The sequence below is a fragment of the Acinetobacter sp. ACIN00229 genome (assembly GCF_016106645.1).
GTDB classification, from domain to species: domain Bacteria; phylum Pseudomonadota; class Gammaproteobacteria; order Pseudomonadales; family Moraxellaceae; genus Acinetobacter; species Acinetobacter oleivorans.
The window spans coordinates 1-20304 of sequence record NZ_JADWOM010000013.1; the positions used below are offsets into that span (position 1 = coordinate 1).

A 20304-nucleotide genomic window follows, 5' to 3' on the forward strand; every position below is an offset into this window, starting at 1 on the left:
AAACTTCTTATTCTGATGGTGCTTTCCACTTCCCCATTATTTTGTTATGCAAATAACACAATAATGATAAGAGGAAATATTGTTGAAGATACATGCTCAACACAACATAGCGAGATAGAATGTGTTGAGGTAAACAATTTAAATATTAAGCTTGATAGTGAATATTTAAATAAAAATAGTCTTTCTAATTTAGCTCAACATACTGAGAAAATGGACACTAGCATTGAAAGTATAGGTTCTAACCGCAAAGTGGTGGTTATCAACTATCACTAACTTAATAAAGCGTAGCTTTTGAGGCTACTCCTACAATAAGTATGATTTAAGAGTGATTTGTCGAATTCATCGCACATTTTGATGAATTAAATGATGAGTCGCTCTTTTTTCATAAAAATGACTATTTGTATGTTTTTTCTATATACATATGCATAAATTATTCTATATAATTGTATTGTAAGAATTTAAGCTTATTTTTCACATAATTTGTTCAATTCTTTTTTATTTACATAGTGTTCTTATGTAACTTGCTTATCTCTGTATCTCTTCTTTTTTAGAAAAAACAAAAATTATTTATAAACAGCTATATAGCCTGTAAAAGGCAGTCATTAAGCATTTATTTTTAGTGTGATTTAATTTTTATTATGAAAAAATAATGTGATCTAGTTTGCATTTTGTTTAAGAAGTGTTAATATCGCCGCATTACTTTTCAAGATGTCAAACACTGGAAAAGTAAGGAAATAAACTTTTATCCAGACTTTTGAGAAAACACTATGAAAAAACTTGCTTTGATCGCTGCTCTTTCGGTTGTAGGGATTGCGAATGCTCAAGCTGCTGATGGTACAATTACAATTAATGGTTTAGTTACAGACAAAACTTGTGACATCGTTACTCCAGCTGGTAAAGACTTCACAGTTACTCTTCCAACTGTTTCTAAGCAAACTTTAGCTGTTGCTGGGGATGTTGCTGGTCGTACTCCTTTCCAAATTAAATTAGCTAACTGTTCTGAAGGTAAAGTAGCTACTTACTTCGAACCAGGTGCTAACGTTGATTTTAATACTGGTCGTTTACTTAACAAAGACGCTACTGGTGCTAAAAACGTTAACGTTCAACTTTTAGGTAGCAACAACAACTTCATCCCAGTTCTTGCTGCTGGTGCAAATGGTGCTCAAGCTAACTCTCAATGGGTTGACGTAGCTGCAGCTGGTAGCGCAGACCTTAACTACTATGCTGAATACTATGCAACCGGCGCTTCTACTGCTGGTAAAGTAAACACTTCTGTTCAATACACTATTATCTATCAATAATTGATGGATGAGAGGGTTTCTATGTTTACATGGAAACCCTCTTTTTGTGACGCTTTCCCGAATCTTTGTTGGTTGAGAACTCGAAAAATGAAATTGAACAGTTATAATTTTTTGTTAGGTCTGGCATTTGCTTCAGCAGTTGTTGCACCTGCTACTCAAGCAGAAATTGTAATTCATGGCACTCGTGTGATTTATCCTTCGGATGCTCGCGAAGTTACACTACAAGTTAGTAATAACGGTTCAAAACCAGCACTTGTTCAAGCATGGCTTGATGAAGGCGACTCAAAAAGCACTCCGGACCAATCAAAAGTACCTTTTATGATTGCTCCACCTATTTCTCGTGTTGAGGCTACAAAAAGTCAGACCCTTCGTATTACTGCTCTGCCAACAGCTTCTCAGCTAAATCAGAAGCAAGAAACAGTTTTGTGGTTAAACGTTTTGGATATTCCTCCAAGACCAACTTCAAAAACTGAAAATACGACGCCTGATAATTTCCTGCAATTAGCAATTCGCTCACGTATTAAATTCTTTTATCGACCAGCTTCGATTAAAGACGATGCGAATTTAGCAGCTGATAAGCTTCAATGGGTTAAATCTGGTCAAAACTTAACGGTAAAAAACCCAACTCCTTTTCATATCACGATGACTTCTGTTTACCAAAAGGCAGGTGATAAAAAAGTTGATTTATTACCTCAAGGTTTAATGATTAAACCTTTTTCTGAAGAGTCTGTTCAGCTTAAGAATGGCAATCTTCAAGATATGAGTTTTATGAATGTCAATGACTATGGTGGTCGAGTCGAACACCAAATAAAACTTCAGTAATCAGATTTATCTTTTTAATAAATTTAAGCACCTATTATGTGAGTAGGCGGACTTAGTTATGCCAAAAAAAAGGCAAGAATCTTATAAATTATTAAAACGCCATATTTGTTACTACTTGGCTTCTGGTGTTGTCACAATGACAATGCCTGTATTCGTGCACGCTGAAGAAACAGTCGCGAGTGCTCCTGTAGAAGCTGAATTTGATTCTGCTTTTTTAATTGGCGATGCTCAAAAAGTTGATATTTCTCGTTTTAAATACGGTAACCCTGTTTTACCAGGCGAATATAATGTTGACGTTTATGTAAATGGCCAATGGTTTGGCAAACGTCGTATGTTCTTTAAAGCATTAGAATCGAATAAAAATGCTGTAACCTGCTTTACAGGAAATACTCTTGCTGAATATGGTGTAAAACAAGAGATTTTAGCGCAACACGCTTCTCTTCAAAAAGAAAATAGTAGTTGTTACAAAATTGAAGAGTGGGTTGAAAATGCATTTTATGAGTTTGATAACTCTCGCTTACGTGTAGATATCTCGATTCCACAAGTTGCTTTGCAAAAAAATGCGCAAGGCTATGTCGACCCAAGTCTATGGGATCGAGGGATTAATGCTGCCTTTTTATCTTATAACGGCAGTGCTTACAAAACATTTACTCAGTCTAATGACCAAAGCGAAACAACAAACGCGTTTATGGGCGTAACTGCTGGACTAAATTTAGGCGGTTGGCAATTACGTCATAATGGTCAATGGCAATGGCAAGACACCCCTGCCGAAAATCAATCTAAATCAAGTTACGAAGAAACAAGTACTTACTTACAGCGCGCATTTCCTAAATACCGTGGTGTTTTAACCTTAGGTGATAGCTTTACAAACGGCGAAATATTTGACTCATATGGTTATCGTGGTATCGATTTCTCAAGTGATGATCGTATGTTACCAAATAGTATGCTTGGTTATGCTCCGCGTATTCGTGGTAATGCCAAAACCAATGCAAAAATTGAAGTTCGTCAACAAGGTCAACTTATTTATCAAACAACGGTAGCACCAGGTAACTTTGAAATTAATGACCTTTACCCTACTGGTTTTGGTGGCGAGATTGAAGTTACTGTTATTGAAGCAAATGGTGAGATACAAAAGTTTGCTGTGCCTTACGCATCTGTTGTGCAGATGCTACGTCCTGGCATGAATCGTTATTCATTAACTGTAGGTCAGTTCCGCGATCAGGATATTGATCTCGATCCTTGGGTAGTTCAAGGTAAATACCAGCAAGGTATTAACAACTACCTGACAGGTTATACGGGCATACAAGCAACTGAAAATTATGCCGCTGTATTGTTAGGTGCTGCTTTTGCTACGCCAATTGGTGCGATTGCACTTGATGTTACACATTCTGAAGCTGAGTTTGAAAAACAGTCTTCACAATCGGGGCAAAGTTTCCGTTTAAGTTATAGCAAACTAATTACTCCGACTAACACAAACTTAACACTAGCAGCTTATCGTTACTCAACAGAAAACTTCTACAAATTACGTGATGCTCTACTTATTCGTGATTTTGAAGAAAAAGGTATTAATACCTACTCTGCTGGTCGCCAACGTAGCGAATTCCAAATTACCTTGAACCAAGGTTTACCTGAAGGTTGGGGTAACTTCTATGTAGTAGGTTCGTGGGTTGACTATTGGAACCGTAGCGAAAGTACTAAGCAATATCAGCTTGGTTATAGTAATAATTTCCATGGCTTAACTTATGGTTTATCTGCAATTAACCGTAAAGTTGAATATGGCTCAACGAATCAAACACACGATACTGAATATTTAATGACATTATCGTTCCCGATTGATTTCAAAAAGAATTCAGTTAACGTCAACGTTACTGCTTCTGAAGACAGTCGTACTGTTGGTGCAAGTGGAATGGTTGGGGATCGCTTTAGTTACGGCGCTTCAATGTCGCATCAGGATTATGCGAATCCATCATTTAACGTAAATGGTCGTTATCGTACTAACTATACAACTGTTGGTGGTTCCTATAGTGTGGCTGATTCTTACCAACAAGCAATGGTTAGCTTAACTGGTAGTGTGGTTGCACACTCAGAAGGTATTTTATTTGGACCTGAACAAGGCCAAACGATGGTACTTGTGCATGCGCCAGAAGCTGCCGGAGCAAAAGTTAATAATGCTGTTGGTTTGAGCGTGAATAAAGCGGGTTATGCGGTAGTTCCTTATGTTACTCCGTACCGTCTTAATGACATTACCCTTGACCCACAAGAAATGTCGAGCGAAGTAGAACTTGAAGAAACAAGTCAACGTATTGCACCTTTTGCTGGTGCAATTGCTAAAGTAGATTTTGCGACTAAAACTGGTTATGCAGTTTACATTAATAGTAAAACTGCTGATGGCAACAGTTTACCGTTTGCAGCTCAAGTATTTAATCAGAAAGATGAAGCTGTCGGTATTGTTGCACAAGGTAGTATGATTTACTTACGTACTCCACTTGCTCAAGATCGTCTCTATGTGAAATGGGGTGACGAAAGTAATGAACGTTGTTCAGTTGAGTACAACATTAGTAATCAGTTGCAAAATAAGCAACAAAGCATGGTAATGACTGAGGCTGTCTGCAAATGAAAAGAATATTATTAACAAGTTTCTTATTTACGGCTGGCCTTGGTGTGTATGGTGAGGCTAATGCTGCATGTCGTATATATAATTATGAGGCAAATGATGTCCTTATGTCTGTAGGGCGTGTTGTTGTACGCCCTAGTGACCAAGTCGGGGCAGTTTTAAGAAAAGCGACTTTTCCTATTAACCGTACTTCCACTGAAGCGCGCCTATGCGATAATTACGATACAGTAATTGCTGAATTAACCCAATCTTACCCTTTAAGTTCTTTAGGTAATAGCATCTATACCACGAACATTCCGGGTATTGGTATTCGCCTCTATCGTGAAGCAGACAATAATACGAATTTCTCGGGCTATTATCCTTATGTACGTGGTGGAATATCTGGTACTCGTTATTTAGGATCTGGTTATTTTGTGGTGGAAATTATTAAAATTGCTCCACAAACTGGCTCTGGAACGTTAGTACCGGGTAGATATAGTAGCTATTATGTCCGCGGTTTTCCAAATCAACCATTCTTAACAAGTACTGTTAATGCTAATGCGATTACCATTGCATCCTCTTCATGTGAAATTCAAGGGAATATTAACAAGGTAGTACAGCTTCCTACAGTTACAAAGGCTGGATTCAAAGGCGTTGGTTCTACTCAAGGCGAACAAACTTTTGATATGAACATTCTTTGTAATGGTGGTATTAACCCAACAGGTTATGAAGAGAAAAACCTCATTAGTTTAACTTATGACTTTACACAAGACGGCACAAACAATCAGGTTTTAACTAATACAGCTGCTGCATCTGAAAAAGCCAATGGTGTGGGTGTACAATTATTGTGGAATTATCAAAATAAGAATCAGGTCATCAAAAAAGGCGATAAATTAGCCCTAGGTACATTGTCTTCTAACCAGACACTTCAATATAACGTACCAATGACTGCTCGCTACTATCAAACAGCAGCAAATGTGACTGCTGGTAAAGTACGTGCAATGGCTACTGTAACTATTGAATATGATTAATCATATTCAATAGTTTATAAACTTAATAATTTCAAATATTTAAATATTAATAATAAATTTTACTTCATCGCTACTTTCTAAAAATTTAATACTTAACTTAATAGGAATATTTATGAAAAAAATAGGTATAGTTGCTGTTAGTGCAATTACATTATGTTGGGCAATGTATGAAGTATCTTCTGATAATACGAGTATCAGACCGCGTGATGAATCTAGCCAAAAAGTAGCATCTAAAAACTTTTCATCATCTGTAAAAAATGAAAAATTAGCACCTCAAATGCTCTTGGCCCAAACTAACTCACTTAATTCTTCTGCTCCAGTCTGCAAATATAATTTTGACTCGACTCAAGAAGATTATGAACTTTGGAATAATGAATACCCTGATTTTCCTAAAAAAATATTCCCATCGATAAATGGTCAAAAATTTGTTTTTACAGTGGAGCCTAGGTTAGAAAGTGAGTATGGTTACGTAGATTATATAGCTAGAAGTAAAGCTAGTCTTAATTCTACTAACGATATTGGTGATTTAACGATACCTCACACAGGTATTATCGCATTAGAAATGGAGCTTAAAGTGCCAACATCAGCTCTTGGCAACTCATCATTTGGTAACTCTTCTTATATTTCTAATATTGGTTTTATGGGTGTAACAAATAATGGTTACACAGTTAGATCCAACTATTGGTTTGATATGGGGACTTATGATCCAGATTTTGGTGAGAATCCCCCTAGATTAAGCTATTCTGTAGATTACCGACTTAGTGATAATAGCGGACCTGATAATCCTTACATCAAAAGTCAGAATATGACAAATAATACAAAGGAATACCAACGTTTAGGTATTTATATTAATCAGAATACTAAGCAAGTTGGCTTTATTATAAATGGGGTTGATCAAGGTTATAAAACTACATTACCTGCTCCACTTGAAAATATAAGTTTTTCTGTTTTAAGTGGTATATCAATTTATTCTCAACAATTATTTGGGAAAGAGTTTTCTAATGAACTCATTACTGACCGTAATGCGCTACAATTTAGCTATCCTCAGGGTACAACTGACATGTGCGGTAATGCTATTTAAGATATAAAACTATAAGTCGTAAAAAAGGGCTGAATCACAGCCCTTTTTTTATTTCATTTAGAAATGAATGACTGTACGGATTGATTTGCCTTCGTGCATTAAATCAAAAGCAGTATTAATGTCTTGTAAAGGCATGGTATGTGTTACAAAAGGTTCAAGTTGAATTTCACCTTTCATGGCATCTTCGACCATTTTTGGAAGTTGTGAGCGGCCTTTTACCCCACCAAAAGCAGTACCTAACCATTTACGGCCAGTAACAAGCTGGAATGGACGAGTCGAAATTTCTTGACCTGCACCAGCAACACCAATAATGACTGATTGTCCCCACCCACGATGTGCACACTCTAGAGCCGAGCGCATAACATTGACGTTACCAATACATTCAAATGAGTGGTCAACACCCCAGCCTGTCATTTCTACAATAACTTGCTGAATAGGTTTATCGTAATCTTTAGGATTTAAGAAATCTGTAGCGCCAAATTGCTTAGCAAGTTCAAATTTATCTGGGTTTGTATCTACCACAATAATTTGCCCAGCTTTCGCTTGACGTGCACCTTGTACAACAGCCAAACCAATACCACCTAAGCCAAATACAGCTACAGAATCACCTTCTTGTACTTTTGCTGTGTTATGCACCGCGCCAATACCCGTAGTTACGCCACATCCAAGTAAACAAACTTGTTCGTGATTCGCTTCAGGATTGATTTTAGCTAAAGATACTTCTGCAACTACCGTATATTCACTAAATGTTGAACAACCCATGTAATGGTAAATCGGTTCGCCATTATAAGAAAAACGTGTGGTTCCATCTGGCATTACACCTTTACCTTGAGTAGCACGTACTGCAACACACAAGTTGGTTTTTCCAGATTTACAAAATAAGCATTCTTTACATTCAGCTGTATAAAGTGGAATCACGTGATCACCGGGTTGAACGCTTGTTACGCCCTCACCGACCTCAACCACAACACCTGCACCTTCATGACCTAAAATGGCAGGAAAAACACCTTCTGGATCATCGCCAGATAATGTAAAAGCATCGGTATGACATACCCCTGTATGGGTAATTTTTATTAAAACTTCACCTGCTTGAGGTGGTGCAACATCAACTTCAACAATCTCTAAAGGTTTTCCTGGGGCAAAGGCGACAGCTGCACGAGATTTCATCTTTGGGTTTCCTTTAAATCATTCGGTATTTATAGTCGAGCAAAATAGATTATGTAACGCTAATACAAGAGCTTAATTTTGCTTAAATTAAAATTGGCTTTCATGACAATCCATCACAGCATAGCCAGTCATGTACCTCTAAGCAAGCTTCAGTTTCAAAAATAAGAAAACCTCTTACTTGAAGAGGTTTCTTATCAAATCACTTATCTTATAAAAGGGTTATGTTTACTTAGAGGTAAATATCTGGTGGATATGGTGTGTTATCGCTAATTGGCGAATACAGCGTGTTTTCAACAAAGAAGCCATTTGGAGCTTGAGTTGTATCGATCGTAATTGAATCAAACATAACCTGTGGATAGGCCCAAATAAATTGCTTCATCAAACCTAAAGAAACATTGTTTTTCATATCACCAAAAATTCTTTGCCAGATAGGCGTTCGATATGGCTTGGTTTTATCAAATCCATAAATATAGGCAATAGATGCATCAGGAACGAATCCGGATAGATAGATGACTTTATTGGCAGGATAGCCTAGTCCTTGTATTGGTATTTGTGAAACTGCCTGATGTGCTAAGTCTAAACGAGCTTCCAATAGCCAGTCATAAGCTTCTGTCATCATGTAATCAAAATTAGGATATGAATAATGTTGGCTTGGATAGTTAATATAAGTGGCTAAAGTCTGAATCGGAGATTGAATAGAAGGAAAGAAAATAAGGGGGCTAACTTTGGCAGCGGAGTATTTCGCTTTAATGACCGTGCGAATGTCTTGGCAGGTTTGACCTAATTTATTTCTGAGCCATGTTTTAAACTCATCATATGGCGTTCCTGTTTTATTCATTGCTTCATAGATTGTTCCCAAATCTGGTGCATATAAACCTGTATCTGCATTAAAGGCTAGTTTTGTTGGATAGTCATATACACAAGGTAGATTCGTATCGGTGTTATACCACCACCAAGGTTCCCCAATCTGCATGTTTACATCACATCCCCCTACTACCATTGCATCTGCAAATTCAATAAAGACTTTACGTAGATATGCCAAAGCATTCTGATGACTTAAACTAAAAAAATAGCTTGGTGGTTGGTAGCCTGTTTTACCCAAATTACTGTTCCAGTCACGCTGTGCCCAATATTCATTGGCCCCCAAGGAATACATTTCAAAACTTACCCCAAAGATGGGTTGCAGACTGGCGCTATGTAACGCCTGCGCATATTTCTCATGCCATTTACGCGTACATGAGTTAACGACCGCGTCACCTGTTACCAATGTATCCGGTATTTGCCATTTATTAATATCACTTTTCCATGTCATTTCAGGATAATGTGACATTCCACAATAGTGGTTAACCAAACCCTTATATCCCAAAGTCACCATATTGTTGACCAAGCGCTGAGGGTTTAAATCATAGTGGTCGTCATAGCTCGTACAGATACCATAATTGTGTTGAGGGACAACCACACGGCTCAAATTTAACTTCGCATTTGTACCAGTTACGACTGAATTGGTCAGACGAATGTAGCCATCTTCAGGCTGGCTTAAAGGTATGGCTGATTGGCTATTATAATGGCTCGTGAAACCTGAAAATGAAATCCGTTGAATGTTAGTTACAGGGAAGCTATCTGTAGCAGAAAAGCCAGCTTTTACTGTATCCCAGTTAATATGAATATGTGCCGTTCGCGATGAAGGATTATTTGCATAGTTAAATAAGACAACATAGGCAACTTTATCTACACCATTTTCATTATAGTACACCGTTAAAGTGGGCGTTAAACTTGGATTGTTAAGCACTGGCATCGTGGCAGATAACTCAATATCGAAGTCCCAAACCACCCCTGCATAACTATATTTGGTTTGGTACGCTAAAAATTTATGATCTTTAGTATCACTAGAATCCCAACTAATTCCTACTAGATCATTTGCCATTCGGGCTTTAAAAGATGCTTCGAAACCATTTCCATAATTCGTAATAGCAAAAGACATCGTTTGCGGACCGTCTATTCTCCAATAGATAGGACTAAACCGATCAATAAGTGTATTTTGAGTGATTGGATGTGGTGATGAATTAGAATTATTTTGTACATTTTGTGAGTTAGTTATCATGTCTACATTCTCTTAATGTATTAAGAGATTTTATATTAAATAATAATTTTTATTTTATTGTTCAGATAAGTAACAATGACGTTTAAATTATTTACAGTTAATATTTTTTATAAAGCTCAAAATATAGTTAAACAATTAAACTTAACATTATCCTAAAATATTTTTGCACCGAGGAGATAATAAATGTCAAATTTTATGCAGCCTACTCATTTTAGGATATTGTTTGTATTTACTCCTCTTGTTTTTGCGCTAACAGGTTGTAGTGACACTTTATATTCTCAAAGAACCACACCAGTAAAGACTTCTTCGGAAAATGTTATTTATCCGAAGATCGATTCATTTTTAGGAGAAAAGTTACAACCTAATGAGGAAGTGCTAGCTCAAAACATAGCTCAAGTCATTGAAAAGTCAATTCGTGAACAATACACGGCAGGAAATGCTTTGCGTGATGCACATCCAAAAGCGCATGGTTGTGTGCGAGCCGAGTTCCATGTCTCAAAAAATATACCTGCTCAGTTTGCTAAAGGGGTTTTTATCCCAGATCAAAGTTATCAAGCATGGATTCGTTTTTCGAATGCATCTAATGACGCCACGAGTGCCGACATTGACAAAGATGCGCGAGGCATAGCCATAAAACTTTTAGGTGTTTCTGGAGACAAAATTTTAGAAAGTGAAAAACAAGCGACCACTCAAGATTTTATTATGATTAATCACCCTGTCTTTTTTGCCAATGATGCAAAAAGATATCTTTCTTTTATGAATGATGTGAATAGTCATAATATGATCAGAAAACTTCATATTCCTTTTGCCTTAGGTTTTAAAGGAACCATGAATGCACTGGGAGCACGTAACTCACAAATTGCAAACCCACTCTATGCACGTTATTGGTCTATGGTTCCCTATCAGTTAGGACGAGGCAAAGATCGACAAGCAGTCAAATATTCAGTACGTGCTTGTTCTGTAACACCAAATAATCTACCTAAAAACCCTAGTCATGATTTTTTAAGAGAAGCTTTAAAAAATACTTTGCATAATAATGATGCTTGTATGGAGTTCCTTATTCAGCCGAGAACTTCAAGGAAAATGCTAGTAGAAGATGCAATGACAGAATGGGATGAAAAAGCAGCTCCCTTTTATCAAGTAGCAACTATTCACATTCCAAAGCAAAACTTTGATACACCTGAACAAAACCAGTTCTGTGAAAATCTTTCTTTTACGCCGTGGCATGCTTTACCTGAACATAAGCCATTAGGTGCAGTAAACAGAATGCGTAAGGTCATTTATGAAAATATAAGCAGAGTTCGACATGATATGAATTCAGCCCCTAGACAGGAACCTTAAATATTTTATCCCTCATGGTTTGATAATTTGAAATGGTTTTGCCTAAGCTAACTACCTTTAGTCAATTCCTTTGCTTGTATCTATAGTAATACGATCAATAAAATCTGCTAACCATAAAACAAAATCATCTTCACTTTTATGCTTTGGAATCAAACTCATATCTAATGTAATAGGTAGTTCATTTTTAAAGCTAACAACTGCACCCTCGAAATTCACAAAGTTATATAAAAATTTTAATTCTGTACCTGCAATGGCTTTTTTGATTTCTAAGATGAGATTATTTAAGTTTTTAAAATGATTGCTAGAGTATTTATATTTAATATTTTTATTAATTTTTTCTGCTAATAGTAAGTATTTTGGCATTTCTATCTCCTTATTAATTATTTATAAAATATAAGTATAATTTCAAAGTTATAAAAATAAGTTTTTAATTTTTATTAAATTGTTTCTGTATTTTTAATTTCAATTGATCAGTTATGCCGATAATAACAATATATTGCTTAAAAATGTGATTTCTTTTTAACTTTTTATTCTGATTAAATTAGTAGGTATTAATATCGACTAAAACACTCGGCTTTAAAATTTATACTAAATAGGCTCAATATATTTAAAAACACCATTAAAAAACCGCCCCAGAAGGCGGTTGCTGAATTTACAGCGACATATAGAAGTGTAGTGGACGATCACTTCTATATTTTTTGAACTTATTTTTCTTCTTTTATAATTTTAGTAAAGGCATCTGATTTGAAGTAATTAATAATCATCTCCCCATCATCACTTGTCGATGATGACACTTTAGGAGGTTCGTCATAGTTAAACTTAAAGTCTGGAGGAATAAATTTCGAGATTGGTGGAAGCTTGGCCTCTCCTCCCGTTGTAATTCTTTCGATAAAACCCGCGAGCCAAAGTATATATTCATCTTTATTTTTATGGTTGGGCATGAGGCTCATATCCAACTTAATCGCGCACTCTTCTAGTGGCTTGGTTAAGCACTCTTCAAAATCTATAAAATTATATTTAAGTTTAAACTTGGTTCCTTTAATTTCTTTGCGGATTACACTAACCAACTGATTTAAGTTCTCTGCTGAGCTTTCAGAAAATAAATTTTTGTCCTCAATTTTTTTATACACATTCTCAGCAATGATTAAATATTGTGGCATTTTATTTTCTCCCTTTTATTGTCAGGCTACTCACTCAGCCCTTTAAGGAAGTATGATAGATATCATGTTTTCTAATGTAATTGTTGTGCTGCCAATTGTAATTAGTGTGTTTTTGTGAAACCTGCAAGCATAACCATCCGAAAAAATTAAACTTAATGCAAACTGAGTCTCGTTTTTAGATAAAAATTTATTCTAATCAAAAAATATTTTTAGCTCATCTAAAGTTGGAAGCTGATTATAAGATTGATCTGCAATTACGGTATTTGCCCAGTTTGTCTTTGAAACTATACAAAAATTAAGCTTCTTTAGGACCTGAATGTCTTTATCTAATAGACCTAATGGAATCCACATAAAATGAGTAGTTCCTACCAAATTAGGTACAGGCGATCCACATTTACTACAAAATGAAGATGTGAAGCCTGTTTCTTTTTTATAAGTATGGATAAGCTCAAAACCTGAGAGCCATTCAAATTTATCCTGACTCACTAAAGTTGCTGCATTCGCGCCTGTTCCAGTTTGTTTACGACAAAGACTACAGTGGCAATGGTACACCGTCTTGATTTCGTTAATGACAGAAAATTTGACTTCACTGCATAGACAAGAACCTACATGACTCATCTCAAGCATCCTTCGAAAATAATATTAAATATAGCATTAGCCTTAAAAAGGTTAAATTTAACTTTATATGTTTAAATGGATAGGCTCTCTTAGAAGTACCTATAAATATAAGGAATTGCTAGAGTTGAGGCTTGGCAGAATGCATTTATACCGTTTAATATGAATTTTGACATATAAATTGAATATAAAAATGCTGTGATGTGCTTATCTTGGATGCGACTTAAAAGCTTACATGATTAATCAACTCTATCAGCACTACAGTAGTATGGCATTAAATGCCTGGGGCTTTACACATACACCTTCGTATAGCGCTACATACGACCCTGATGAGAATGATACAGTGACAAATAGCTTTAATTGGTTGAATGATGAACAAGCTACAGAAAAAACTAAACAAGGATTAACTGCTTTTGTTGCATTAGATGATGCTTTTATCAGTATCGCTTCTCGTATGTATCTAATTAGAAATGCAAAAGAAAAAATCGATTTACAATACTATATTTGGACAAATGATTTTGTTGGGAACCTAATGCTGCACGAGTTATTAACGGCGGCAGATCGTGGTGTAAAAGTTCGGTTACTCATTGACGATCAAAATGGAGTAAAACTTGATGGTGTTCTAAGAAGCCTTCTACACCATCCTAACTTTGAAATTCGTTTATTTAATCCATATAAATTCAGATATGTAAGAATTTTGGACTATATTTTCCGGTTCAAGAAAGTAAACCATCGTATGCATAATAAATTAATTATTGCAGATGGCGTGATTGCTGTAACTGGCGGTCGTAACATCAGTAGTGAATATTTTGATGCAAGCAGTAAGTTTCAGTTTACAGATCTAGATATTCTATTTTATGGGCATACAGTACGGCATGCTCAAGCAGTTTTTAATGATTTCTGGCAAAGTGAGTTAAGCCAAGATGCGACCAAGCTGGTCGGGACTTGCGCTGTCCACCACTTGCAATCGTTACGACAGCATTATCATGATTTGCTTCATGAAAGTGAAAATCATACTCAAACCGAAGACAAGCTTTATGATGCTCAAACTTATTTAAAAGAACTTTTAGAGCATTATCCAATTCAATGGTCAAAAGCATATTTTGTTGCAGATTCACCGAAAAAGATCTTAGGAATAGCCTCTAAAGAAGAAATGCTTTATGGGCAAGTTATGGCCATTATGGGTGAACCAAAGCAGCACATCGAATTGGCTTCAGCTTATTTTGTTCCTACACAACAAGGCTCTTACTATTTAAAACAGTTAAAAGTTCAAGGTGTTAAAGTCAGGGTTTTAACGAACTCTTTTGCTGCAAATGATGTAGCAATTGTGCATGCTTTTTATAGTCAATATCGGGTCGAAATGCTGAAAAGCGGTGTGGAACTATTTGAGTTTAAGCCATTTTTAGAACGCAGACGTAGAACATGGTATGAAGTGGTAACTGGAAGTGTGATTCCAGCAAAAGGTAAAAATAAATCGAGCTTGCATGCCAAATTTTTTGATGTGGACGGTAAAGTATTTATTGGTTCTTTTAACTTTGATCCACGTTCGACTTACTTAAATACTGAGGTTGGTCTTGTTATTGAGTCAAGTCAATTACAAGCTCAAATTTCGGTCATGCTTGATCAGCATTTACCTCAAGTCGCTTATCAGCTTAAGTTAAACAGTGAAGGTAAAATTATTTGGTTAGATTATCAGTCGAATGGACAAGTTGTTGAATATGAAAAAGACCCAGATACGAGCCTTTTCCAACGTACAATGATTAAAGCCGTTTCATATTTGCCAGTTGAATGGATGATGTAAGAGACTTCAAATTGGCTTATAAGATTCCAATCTCTTTAAAGAATTTTTGATAAGCCTCAGCTTTTTTCTCTAGTGCCAAAGGATAAGCTCGAGAAGAAGATGGTAAACGATATAAATTAATATCTCTTCCTGCAAAGTAAGTCGATGTAGATGTCCCTATAAGGGGTTTTTCAGTGTTCTCGGGTAAAACTGAAATTAAGGTATCAGTTGCTTTATCACCTGTGGTCATGATGGTCTGACATAGAGGAATCTGCTGAAGCAAAACCGTAAGATCTGTTGGGGTTACGATTTCAAGAAATTTATCTGCGGCATTCCCCTTCAACCGCTTAATTTGATAAGCCGTGTCAAAGATTGCAATACCTGTTTCAATTAAGAAATTTCGGATACGTTCTTCATTAAAATTTTTTTGGTTTTCACTTAAAAAGTAAGTTTTATCTTGGAAAAAGATTAAACCAAAAATTCGCCACATATCATTTTGGAAATTTGGATAGTAAAAATCCATCTTCCATTTATTACGCGGTGGTGGAAAGCTACCCAACATGAGTAAACGCGCATTTTCAGGTAAAAATGGTTCTAGTGGATGTGTTTCTATCTCAATTATCATAAAAAATCAGTGTTTACTTAAAAACTTTATAAACAAATTACCCTATTTTTTAGTTAATCACGAGTCATGAAATGCAATTTCTCTTAATTAAAGCGTTAATTGGAAAAATCAGCTCTTACTGAAAGACATTAAGGTGATACCTCTTTAGAAATCACCTCAATAATTTGTAACGTATAAGTGAGCTGGTGAACTCAAACTTATTAAGAGTTCAAGACTTTAAAAACCTTACCTGTTCTTGGATGAGCAAAACTGTTATCCGGATCTAAATTAATGACTTTATCCGAAATCACAATTTTAGAAAGTGGTAACCAGCTTTGCTCTTGTTCAGCTTGAACAAAGTTTTTTTGGTAAATATTTTCATAAATTTGTTCAACTACAATTTCCATACCACACATACTTTTGGCATTTACTTCTTTTAAAATATGGCGCTTTGACATTCTAGTCTCCTTTTTTATTATCCGCATCGCTAATAATAAAGACTCCACTGATACAATATGTAAATTTTAATAATGAAAGTGTTTTTTTTGTTTTAATCATACTTTTGTAATAATTAAATGAATAGTTGAGTAATTATTTAATTTAAATATTATCTTTAAGTTAAGCTATTTAAAATAATTATGAGTTTTAATAAAATTAAAGGGTTCATGATTTGAACCCCTTTTTATTTAATTTTAAACTTGTACAGCGTTATCAATTGAGCCGTCATCTTGATTTTGGACCCTGTCTTTACTGGTCACTGAGTCGCTATCGTGATCTGTGTTAAAACTCTTACTATTCTTTTGCTTCTTCTTGTAAACACACATCCCAATCGCAATACCTGTTCCTATCACTAAAATTGACTTTAACATTTTGCACCTCTTCGATTGACGGAGTAACTTTTGAAAAATCAGCTTTAATTAATAGCACATAATTTGTTATTTAACGGCTTTCATTTGCTCCGCTTTTGTAAGGTATTTAATTTTTATGTTAATTGAATAGTGTAATAGTTAAAAAATAAATTTTGATACAAAGCAAAAAGCCTATTCTATATTTTGAATAGGCTTTTTACTGTATTTCAGGATTAAGCAGTATTATGAATTGCTTTAAGCAATCTTATTATCTTTGAATACACTACAAATGTATTTAATGCTGAAGTTTTAGTCAAGATGGAGTTGAGTGGTTATACCAATAATTAGTAGTTCTTGTGATGGATATCACGTTTATTTGTTTCAGATAAGAAAAAACCCATTTCTACTTCTCATGAAGAAATGGGTAATGTGAAAACCACAAAAGACCTGAAATACCAAATGTTCTTACATTCAGTAAGGTTGAGTGTAGTGAATATACCGAATGGTTGACAATTAAACTATTTGTATTTTTTTTAGTCATTTCGGCCAATAAAAAAACTGTTATGATTCTGTAGATTAACTCTGTTTAGTCATTCATTATTAAGCCAAAATTCTATCAAGTACCCTCACCCAATTATTAAGACATATATTTTCAATCAGTGTTTTAGAATAACCACGCTGTTGCATACGCTCAATTAAGCGATGTAGCCCTGTCACATCTTCAAGTTCAGTACCAATAAGTGCACCGTCAAAATCAGAGCCAAAGCCCACATGTTCTTCGCCTAAATGATCCATTAAATATTCTAAATGTTCTAAAATTACATTGATGGGTGTATCAGCATTGCGCTGTCCATCTGACCGTAAAAACGCGACATCAAAATTTACACCTACCATACCTTTACTTTCTCGGATTGCTTTAAGCTGCTTGTCAGTTAAGTTACGTGCTTGAGCACATAAAGCATGCGCATTTGAGTGCGTTGCTACAATTGGCTGCTGCAATATATCTACCGTATTCCAAAAAGCTTGTTCATTCATGTGTGAAACATCAATCACCATCTTTTTATCGGCACAGCGTTTTATAAAGTCTTTGCCATCGCTGGTAAGACCCGCTCCGGTGTCGGGTGAATGAGGAAATTTAGCGTTTAAACCATGTCCAAAGCGGCTCGGTCTATTCCAAAGTGGGCCAATACTACGCAAGCCTCTTTCATAAAATACATCGAGTAAATCAGGGTTGTGTTGTAAAGCCTCTGCACCTTCCATATGCAATACAATTGCTAGCTTTTGCTCTGCTAAGCAATCCTGAATATTTTGAACTGATGTGCAAATTTTAATATTTTTAGAATGCTGAGCGAGTTGATGTGCTAAATCGAGTTGTTCCAAGCAAATTTGTTCAATTTGCTGTTGGGTAAAATCAAAAGCATTTTGATCAAATAGCTTATTAGGATGATGCTGTTGAACATAGCCATACGGAGGTAAAAAAATCGCAAAAATTCCTCCTATAAAACCAGCTTGTTGACAGCGGTTTAGGTCCAGATGACCCGCTAAGCGTTCATGAATAAAAGCATGTACAGGATCTGGATGTTCACTTAGCCATAAGCGTGTTAAAGCATCATTATGTCCATCAAAAACTGAAATATGGCTAGGCTTCATGAGCATTCCTACTTGCTATATGTCTGTAATTGTGTGGACTGGAATATTTTGTGTGCCGCTTAAAGATTTAGAGTTTCTACTATTACGGAAAACTAAATTTTGCAGTGGTGCGGCCAACTGACTTTCTGTACGTGCTTGTTCAATCATTTGATGATATGGCGATTTTCCACATACAGGATCAGCATTAGCTGCATCTCCAGTCAACATATAGGCCTGACACCGACATCCGCCAAAGTCACGATCTTTATCGGGGCAACTGCGGCAGCCTTCAGGCATCCATGTATCACCACGGAAATGATTAAATCCAGTTGACTTGTACCAGATATCTGACAATTTATGTTCACGGACGTTTGGAAATGAAATCGGCAATTGTCGTGCTGCATGGCAAGGTAGCGCCATACCATCTGGAGCAACTGTAAAAAAGATTTTACCCCAGCCATTCATACAAGCTTTTGGCCGTTCTTCATAATAATCAGGCACTACAAAAATGAGTTTGCAAGGATGATTTTGCGCTTTTAATTTTTCTCGATATTCATTGGTAATTCGTTCTGCACGTGTCAGTTGCTCTTGTGTGGGTAATAAACCTTGGCGGTTTAAAAAAGCCCAACCATAAAACTGACAAATTGCTAGCTCAACTGTGTCTGCATTCAGCTCTAGGCAAAGTTCAATGATTTGTTCAATCTGGTCAATGTTATGTCGATGAATAACAAAGTTAAGCACCATCGGATAATCGTATTTCTTAACCAGTCGGCACATTTCATACTTTTGTTCAAAAGCATGCTTTGAACCTGCCAAGGCATCATTTACCACAGGATCGCTAGCTTGAAAGCTCACTTGAATGTGGTCTAAACCCGCTTGTTTTAGATCAGCAATACGTTGTTCGGTAAGCCCCATACCCGATGTAATTAAGTTGGTATAAAACCCTTGGTGATGAGCATGTGCAACGAGCTCTTCTAAATCCTGACGTACCAGAGGTTCACCGCCAGAGAAACCGAGTTGAACAGCACCCATCTGACGTGCTTGATCAAAAACATCAAACCACTCTTGAGTGGTCAGCTCATTTTTATGTTGAGCATAGTCCAAGGGGTTTGAGCAATATGGGCATTGTAGCGGACAACGATAAGTAAGTTCCGCTAATAACCATAAAGGTAGGCCAACACCTTCTGTCATACTAAATCAATCCAGTGTTGTTGCTTTGCGACTAGCATGTAATCCACTACATCTTGATCAATCTCAGCAATATCACCAAATTTTAGCTTTAACTGAGCAATAATTGCAGAAACATTTTGCTGCCCATCAATATATTGCCCGATTGCTCCTGCACTTTCATTTAACTTGATCATGCCTTCAGGATATAAAATCACAAAACCATTTTGAGCTGGCTCGAACTGAAAACGGTAACCTTGTCGCCATGTCGGCACAAGGTTTAAATCAAACTGCTCTTTATTCATTTAAATAGTCCTTTGTGCCAAACTCGTTTGCTTGTCACAGTGTGATACGGCGCTTCATTGTGAACATGTGCAAGTGTTAAAGCATCTAGAATGCTCCATAAAATATCTAGTTTAAACTGCAATATTTCAAGCATTCGTTCTTGTTGTTTATGAGTCGTAAATGAATCAAGCGTAATTGTTAAACCATGTTCAACATCGCGGCGTGCCTGACTTAAACGAGAACGGAAATATTCATAGCCTTTGTCATCAATCCATGGGTAGTGTTGTGGCCATGAATCAAGTCGCGACTGATGAATTTGTGGAGCAAAAAGTTCAGTTAAAGAACTACTGGCTGCTTCACGCCATGAAGCACGGCGTGCGAAATTTACATAAGCATCTACTGCAAAGCGAACACCCGGTAATACCAGTTCTTCAGAAATAACTTGTTCACGACTCAAGCCCACAGCTTCGGCTAAGCGTAGCCATGCTTCTCGACCACCGCCATCTGGATATTCACCATCTTGATCGATCATGCGTTGAATCCATTCTTGACGGACTCGTTGGTCGGGGCAATTTGCCATAATCGCCGCATCTTTAAGCGGAATATTAATTTGATAGTAATATCGGTTTGCAACCCAAGCCTGAATTTGTTGCTGGGTGGCTTTACCTTCATACATCATCACATGAAATGGATGATAGATATGATAATACTGGCCTTTATCAATAATGGCTTGTTTGAATTGTTCTGTGGTTAAAGCTTCAGGTGTTTGAGTCATGTTT

General features: G+C 36.2%; 20 protein-coding genes. 8 read left to right on the top strand and 12 right to left on the bottom strand.

Going from position 1 to position 20304, the window contains the following annotated elements:
• The 6 genes from I7H67_RS12905 to I7H67_RS12930 form a co-directional block, all read left to right on the top strand.
• On the top strand, nucleotides 1–273 hold a 273-nt coding region (locus I7H67_RS12905; protein ID WP_198308013.1), incomplete at its 5' end, for a hypothetical protein.
• 494 nt (nucleotides 274–767) lie between these two features.
• A complete protein-coding gene (locus I7H67_RS12910; protein WP_000731817.1) occupies nucleotides 768–1301 on the top strand; it encodes a fimbrial protein in 534 nt (177 codons plus the stop codon).
• A gap of 87 nt (nucleotides 1302–1388) precedes the next feature.
• Complete coding sequence (locus I7H67_RS12915; RefSeq protein WP_004792379.1) at nucleotides 1389–2123, top strand: molecular chaperone; 735 nt, start codon at nucleotides 1389–1391, stop codon at nucleotides 2121–2123.
• A 58-nt stretch (nucleotides 2124–2181) separates the two neighbouring features.
• Nucleotides 2182–4740, top strand: a complete 2559-nt coding sequence (locus tag I7H67_RS12920; protein WP_198308014.1) for a fimbria/pilus outer membrane usher protein — start codon at nucleotides 2182–2184, stop codon at nucleotides 4738–4740.
• Nucleotides 4737–5747, top strand: coding sequence for a fimbrial protein (locus I7H67_RS12925; protein ID WP_198308015.1), 1011 nt, complete (start codon nucleotides 4737–4739; stop codon nucleotides 5745–5747). Before I7H67_RS12920 ends, I7H67_RS12925 begins: the two co-directional genes overlap by 4 nt.
• Nucleotides 5748–5859: 112 nt before the next feature.
• Nucleotides 5860–6828 carry a DUF4882 family protein gene (locus I7H67_RS12930; RefSeq protein WP_198308016.1) on the top strand — a complete coding sequence of 323 codons (969 nt, stop codon included), beginning with the start codon at nucleotides 5860–5862 and terminating at the stop codon, nucleotides 6826–6828.
• A 57-nt stretch (nucleotides 6829–6885) separates the two neighbouring features.
• Here the strand turns inward: I7H67_RS12930 and I7H67_RS12935 are convergent, their stop codons facing one another.
• Both I7H67_RS12935 and I7H67_RS12940 read right to left on the bottom strand, forming a co-directional pair.
• Complete coding sequence (locus I7H67_RS12935; RefSeq protein WP_003651772.1) at nucleotides 6886–7995, bottom strand: S-(hydroxymethyl)glutathione dehydrogenase/class III alcohol dehydrogenase; 1110 nt, start codon at nucleotides 7993–7995, stop codon at nucleotides 6886–6888.
• A gap of 229 nt (nucleotides 7996–8224) precedes the next feature.
• Entirely contained in the window at nucleotides 8225–10096 is a 1872-nt protein-coding gene (locus I7H67_RS12940; RefSeq protein ID WP_198308017.1) for a phage capsid protein, read from the bottom strand.
• A gap of 183 nt (nucleotides 10097–10279) precedes the next feature.
• Here I7H67_RS12940 and I7H67_RS12945 point away from each other — a divergent pair, with 183 nt between their 5' ends.
• Complete coding sequence (locus tag I7H67_RS12945; protein ID WP_198308018.1) at nucleotides 10280–11437, top strand: catalase family protein; 1158 nt, start codon at nucleotides 10280–10282, stop codon at nucleotides 11435–11437.
• Nucleotides 11438–11494: 57 nt separating this feature from the next.
• Here the strand turns inward: I7H67_RS12945 and I7H67_RS12950 are convergent, their stop codons facing one another.
• The 3 genes from I7H67_RS12950 to I7H67_RS12960 form a co-directional block, all read right to left on the bottom strand.
• Nucleotides 11495–11800, bottom strand: coding sequence for a hypothetical protein (locus tag I7H67_RS12950; protein WP_198308019.1), 306 nt, complete (start codon nucleotides 11798–11800; stop codon nucleotides 11495–11497).
• A gap of 341 nt (nucleotides 11801–12141) precedes the next feature.
• Entirely contained in the window at nucleotides 12142–12597 is a 456-nt protein-coding gene (locus I7H67_RS12955; RefSeq protein ID WP_005305214.1) for a hypothetical protein, read from the bottom strand.
• A 192-nt stretch (nucleotides 12598–12789) separates the two neighbouring features.
• Entirely contained in the window at nucleotides 12790–13224 is a 435-nt protein-coding gene (locus I7H67_RS12960) for a GFA family protein (RefSeq protein WP_198308020.1), read from the bottom strand.
• 223 nt (nucleotides 13225–13447) lie between these two features.
• On the opposite strand from I7H67_RS12960, the gene I7H67_RS12965 reads away from it, so the two are divergent.
• Complete coding sequence (locus I7H67_RS12965) at nucleotides 13448–15013, top strand: phospholipase D family protein (RefSeq protein ID WP_198308021.1); 1566 nt, start codon at nucleotides 13448–13450, stop codon at nucleotides 15011–15013.
• 16 nt (nucleotides 15014–15029) lie between these two features.
• On the opposite strand, the gene I7H67_RS12970 is transcribed toward I7H67_RS12965, so the two are convergent.
• The 7 genes from I7H67_RS12970 to pqqC all read right to left on the bottom strand — a co-directional run bounded on the left by I7H67_RS12970 (nucleotide 15030) and on the right by pqqC (nucleotide 20300).
• Nucleotides 15030–15617 (bottom strand): uracil-DNA glycosylase family protein, encoded by a 588-nt coding sequence (locus I7H67_RS12970; protein ID WP_087088664.1) that lies wholly within the window; start codon nucleotides 15615–15617, stop codon nucleotides 15030–15032.
• A gap of 200 nt (nucleotides 15618–15817) precedes the next feature.
• Complete coding sequence (locus I7H67_RS12975; RefSeq protein WP_198308022.1) at nucleotides 15818–16054, bottom strand: hypothetical protein; 237 nt, start codon at nucleotides 16052–16054, stop codon at nucleotides 15818–15820.
• Nucleotides 16055–16288: 234 nt separating this feature from the next.
• Nucleotides 16289–16465, bottom strand: coding sequence for a hypothetical protein (locus I7H67_RS12980; protein ID WP_004792403.1), 177 nt, complete (start codon nucleotides 16463–16465; stop codon nucleotides 16289–16291).
• Nucleotides 16466–17044: 579 nt separating this feature from the next.
• Nucleotides 17045–18094: a dipeptidase gene (locus tag I7H67_RS12985; RefSeq protein ID WP_198308023.1), complete on the bottom strand. Its 1050-nt coding sequence runs from the start codon at nucleotides 18092–18094 to the stop codon at nucleotides 17045–17047.
• Between the two features lie 15 nt (nucleotides 18095–18109).
• Nucleotides 18110–19264, bottom strand: coding sequence for a pyrroloquinoline quinone biosynthesis protein PqqE (pqqE, locus tag I7H67_RS12990; protein ID WP_198308024.1), 1155 nt, complete (start codon nucleotides 19262–19264; stop codon nucleotides 18110–18112).
• Nucleotides 19261–19545 carry a pyrroloquinoline quinone biosynthesis peptide chaperone PqqD gene (gene pqqD, locus I7H67_RS12995; RefSeq protein WP_198308025.1) on the bottom strand — a complete coding sequence of 95 codons (285 nt, stop codon included), beginning with the start codon at nucleotides 19543–19545 and terminating at the stop codon, nucleotides 19261–19263. The genes pqqE and pqqD overlap by 4 nt, the downstream gene beginning before the upstream one ends.
• Nucleotides 19542–20300, bottom strand: coding sequence for a pyrroloquinoline-quinone synthase PqqC (pqqC, locus tag I7H67_RS13000; protein ID WP_198308026.1), 759 nt, complete (start codon nucleotides 20298–20300; stop codon nucleotides 19542–19544). Before pqqC ends, pqqD begins: the two co-directional genes overlap by 4 nt.
• Between the last annotated feature and the right edge of the window lie 4 nt (nucleotides 20301–20304).

Excerpts from the sequence above, each read along its gene's own strand:
- pqqE (WP_198308024.1), bottom strand. The coding sequence starts at position 19,264 with ATGACAGAAGGTGTTGGCCTACCTTTATGGTTATTAGCGGAACTTACT.
- pqqD (WP_198308025.1), bottom strand. The coding sequence starts at position 19,545 with ATGAATAAAGAGCAGTTTGATTTAAACCTTGTGCCGACATGGCGACAA.
- pqqC (WP_198308026.1), bottom strand. The coding sequence starts at position 20,300 with ATGACTCAAACACCTGAAGCTTTAACCACAGAACAATTCAAACAAGCC.
- I7H67_RS12915 (WP_004792379.1), top strand. The coding sequence starts at position 1,389 with ATGAAATTGAACAGTTATAATTTTTTGTTAGGTCTGGCATTTGCTTCA.
- I7H67_RS12920 (WP_198308014.1), top strand. The coding sequence starts at position 2,182 with ATGCCAAAAAAAAGGCAAGAATCTTATAAATTATTAAAACGCCATATT.
- I7H67_RS12930 (WP_198308016.1), top strand. The coding sequence starts at position 5,860 with ATGAAAAAAATAGGTATAGTTGCTGTTAGTGCAATTACATTATGTTGG.
- I7H67_RS12925 (WP_198308015.1), top strand. The coding sequence starts at position 4,737 with ATGAAAAGAATATTATTAACAAGTTTCTTATTTACGGCTGGCCTTGGT.
- I7H67_RS12970 (WP_087088664.1), bottom strand. The coding sequence starts at position 15,617 with ATGATAATTGAGATAGAAACACATCCACTAGAACCATTTTTACCTGAA.
- I7H67_RS12940 (WP_198308017.1), bottom strand. The coding sequence starts at position 10,096 with ATGATAACTAACTCACAAAATGTACAAAATAATTCTAATTCATCACCA.
- I7H67_RS12945 (WP_198308018.1), top strand. The coding sequence starts at position 10,280 with ATGTCAAATTTTATGCAGCCTACTCATTTTAGGATATTGTTTGTATTT.
- I7H67_RS12975 (WP_198308022.1), bottom strand. The coding sequence starts at position 16,054 with ATGTCAAAGCGCCATATTTTAAAAGAAGTAAATGCCAAAAGTATGTGT.
- I7H67_RS12960 (WP_198308020.1), bottom strand. The coding sequence starts at position 13,224 with ATGCTTGAGATGAGTCATGTAGGTTCTTGTCTATGCAGTGAAGTCAAA.
- I7H67_RS12955 (WP_005305214.1), bottom strand. The coding sequence starts at position 12,597 with ATGCCACAATATTTAATCATTGCTGAGAATGTGTATAAAAAAATTGAG.
- I7H67_RS12980 (WP_004792403.1), bottom strand. The coding sequence starts at position 16,465 with ATGTTAAAGTCAATTTTAGTGATAGGAACAGGTATTGCGATTGGGATG.
- I7H67_RS12910 (WP_000731817.1), top strand. The coding sequence starts at position 768 with ATGAAAAAACTTGCTTTGATCGCTGCTCTTTCGGTTGTAGGGATTGCG.
- I7H67_RS12935 (WP_003651772.1), bottom strand. The coding sequence starts at position 7,995 with ATGAAATCTCGTGCAGCTGTCGCCTTTGCCCCAGGAAAACCTTTAGAG.
- I7H67_RS12950 (WP_198308019.1), bottom strand. The coding sequence starts at position 11,800 with ATGCCAAAATACTTACTATTAGCAGAAAAAATTAATAAAAATATTAAA.
- I7H67_RS12985 (WP_198308023.1), bottom strand. The coding sequence starts at position 18,094 with ATGAAGCCTAGCCATATTTCAGTTTTTGATGGACATAATGATGCTTTA.
- I7H67_RS12965 (WP_198308021.1), top strand. The coding sequence starts at position 13,448 with ATGATTAATCAACTCTATCAGCACTACAGTAGTATGGCATTAAATGCC.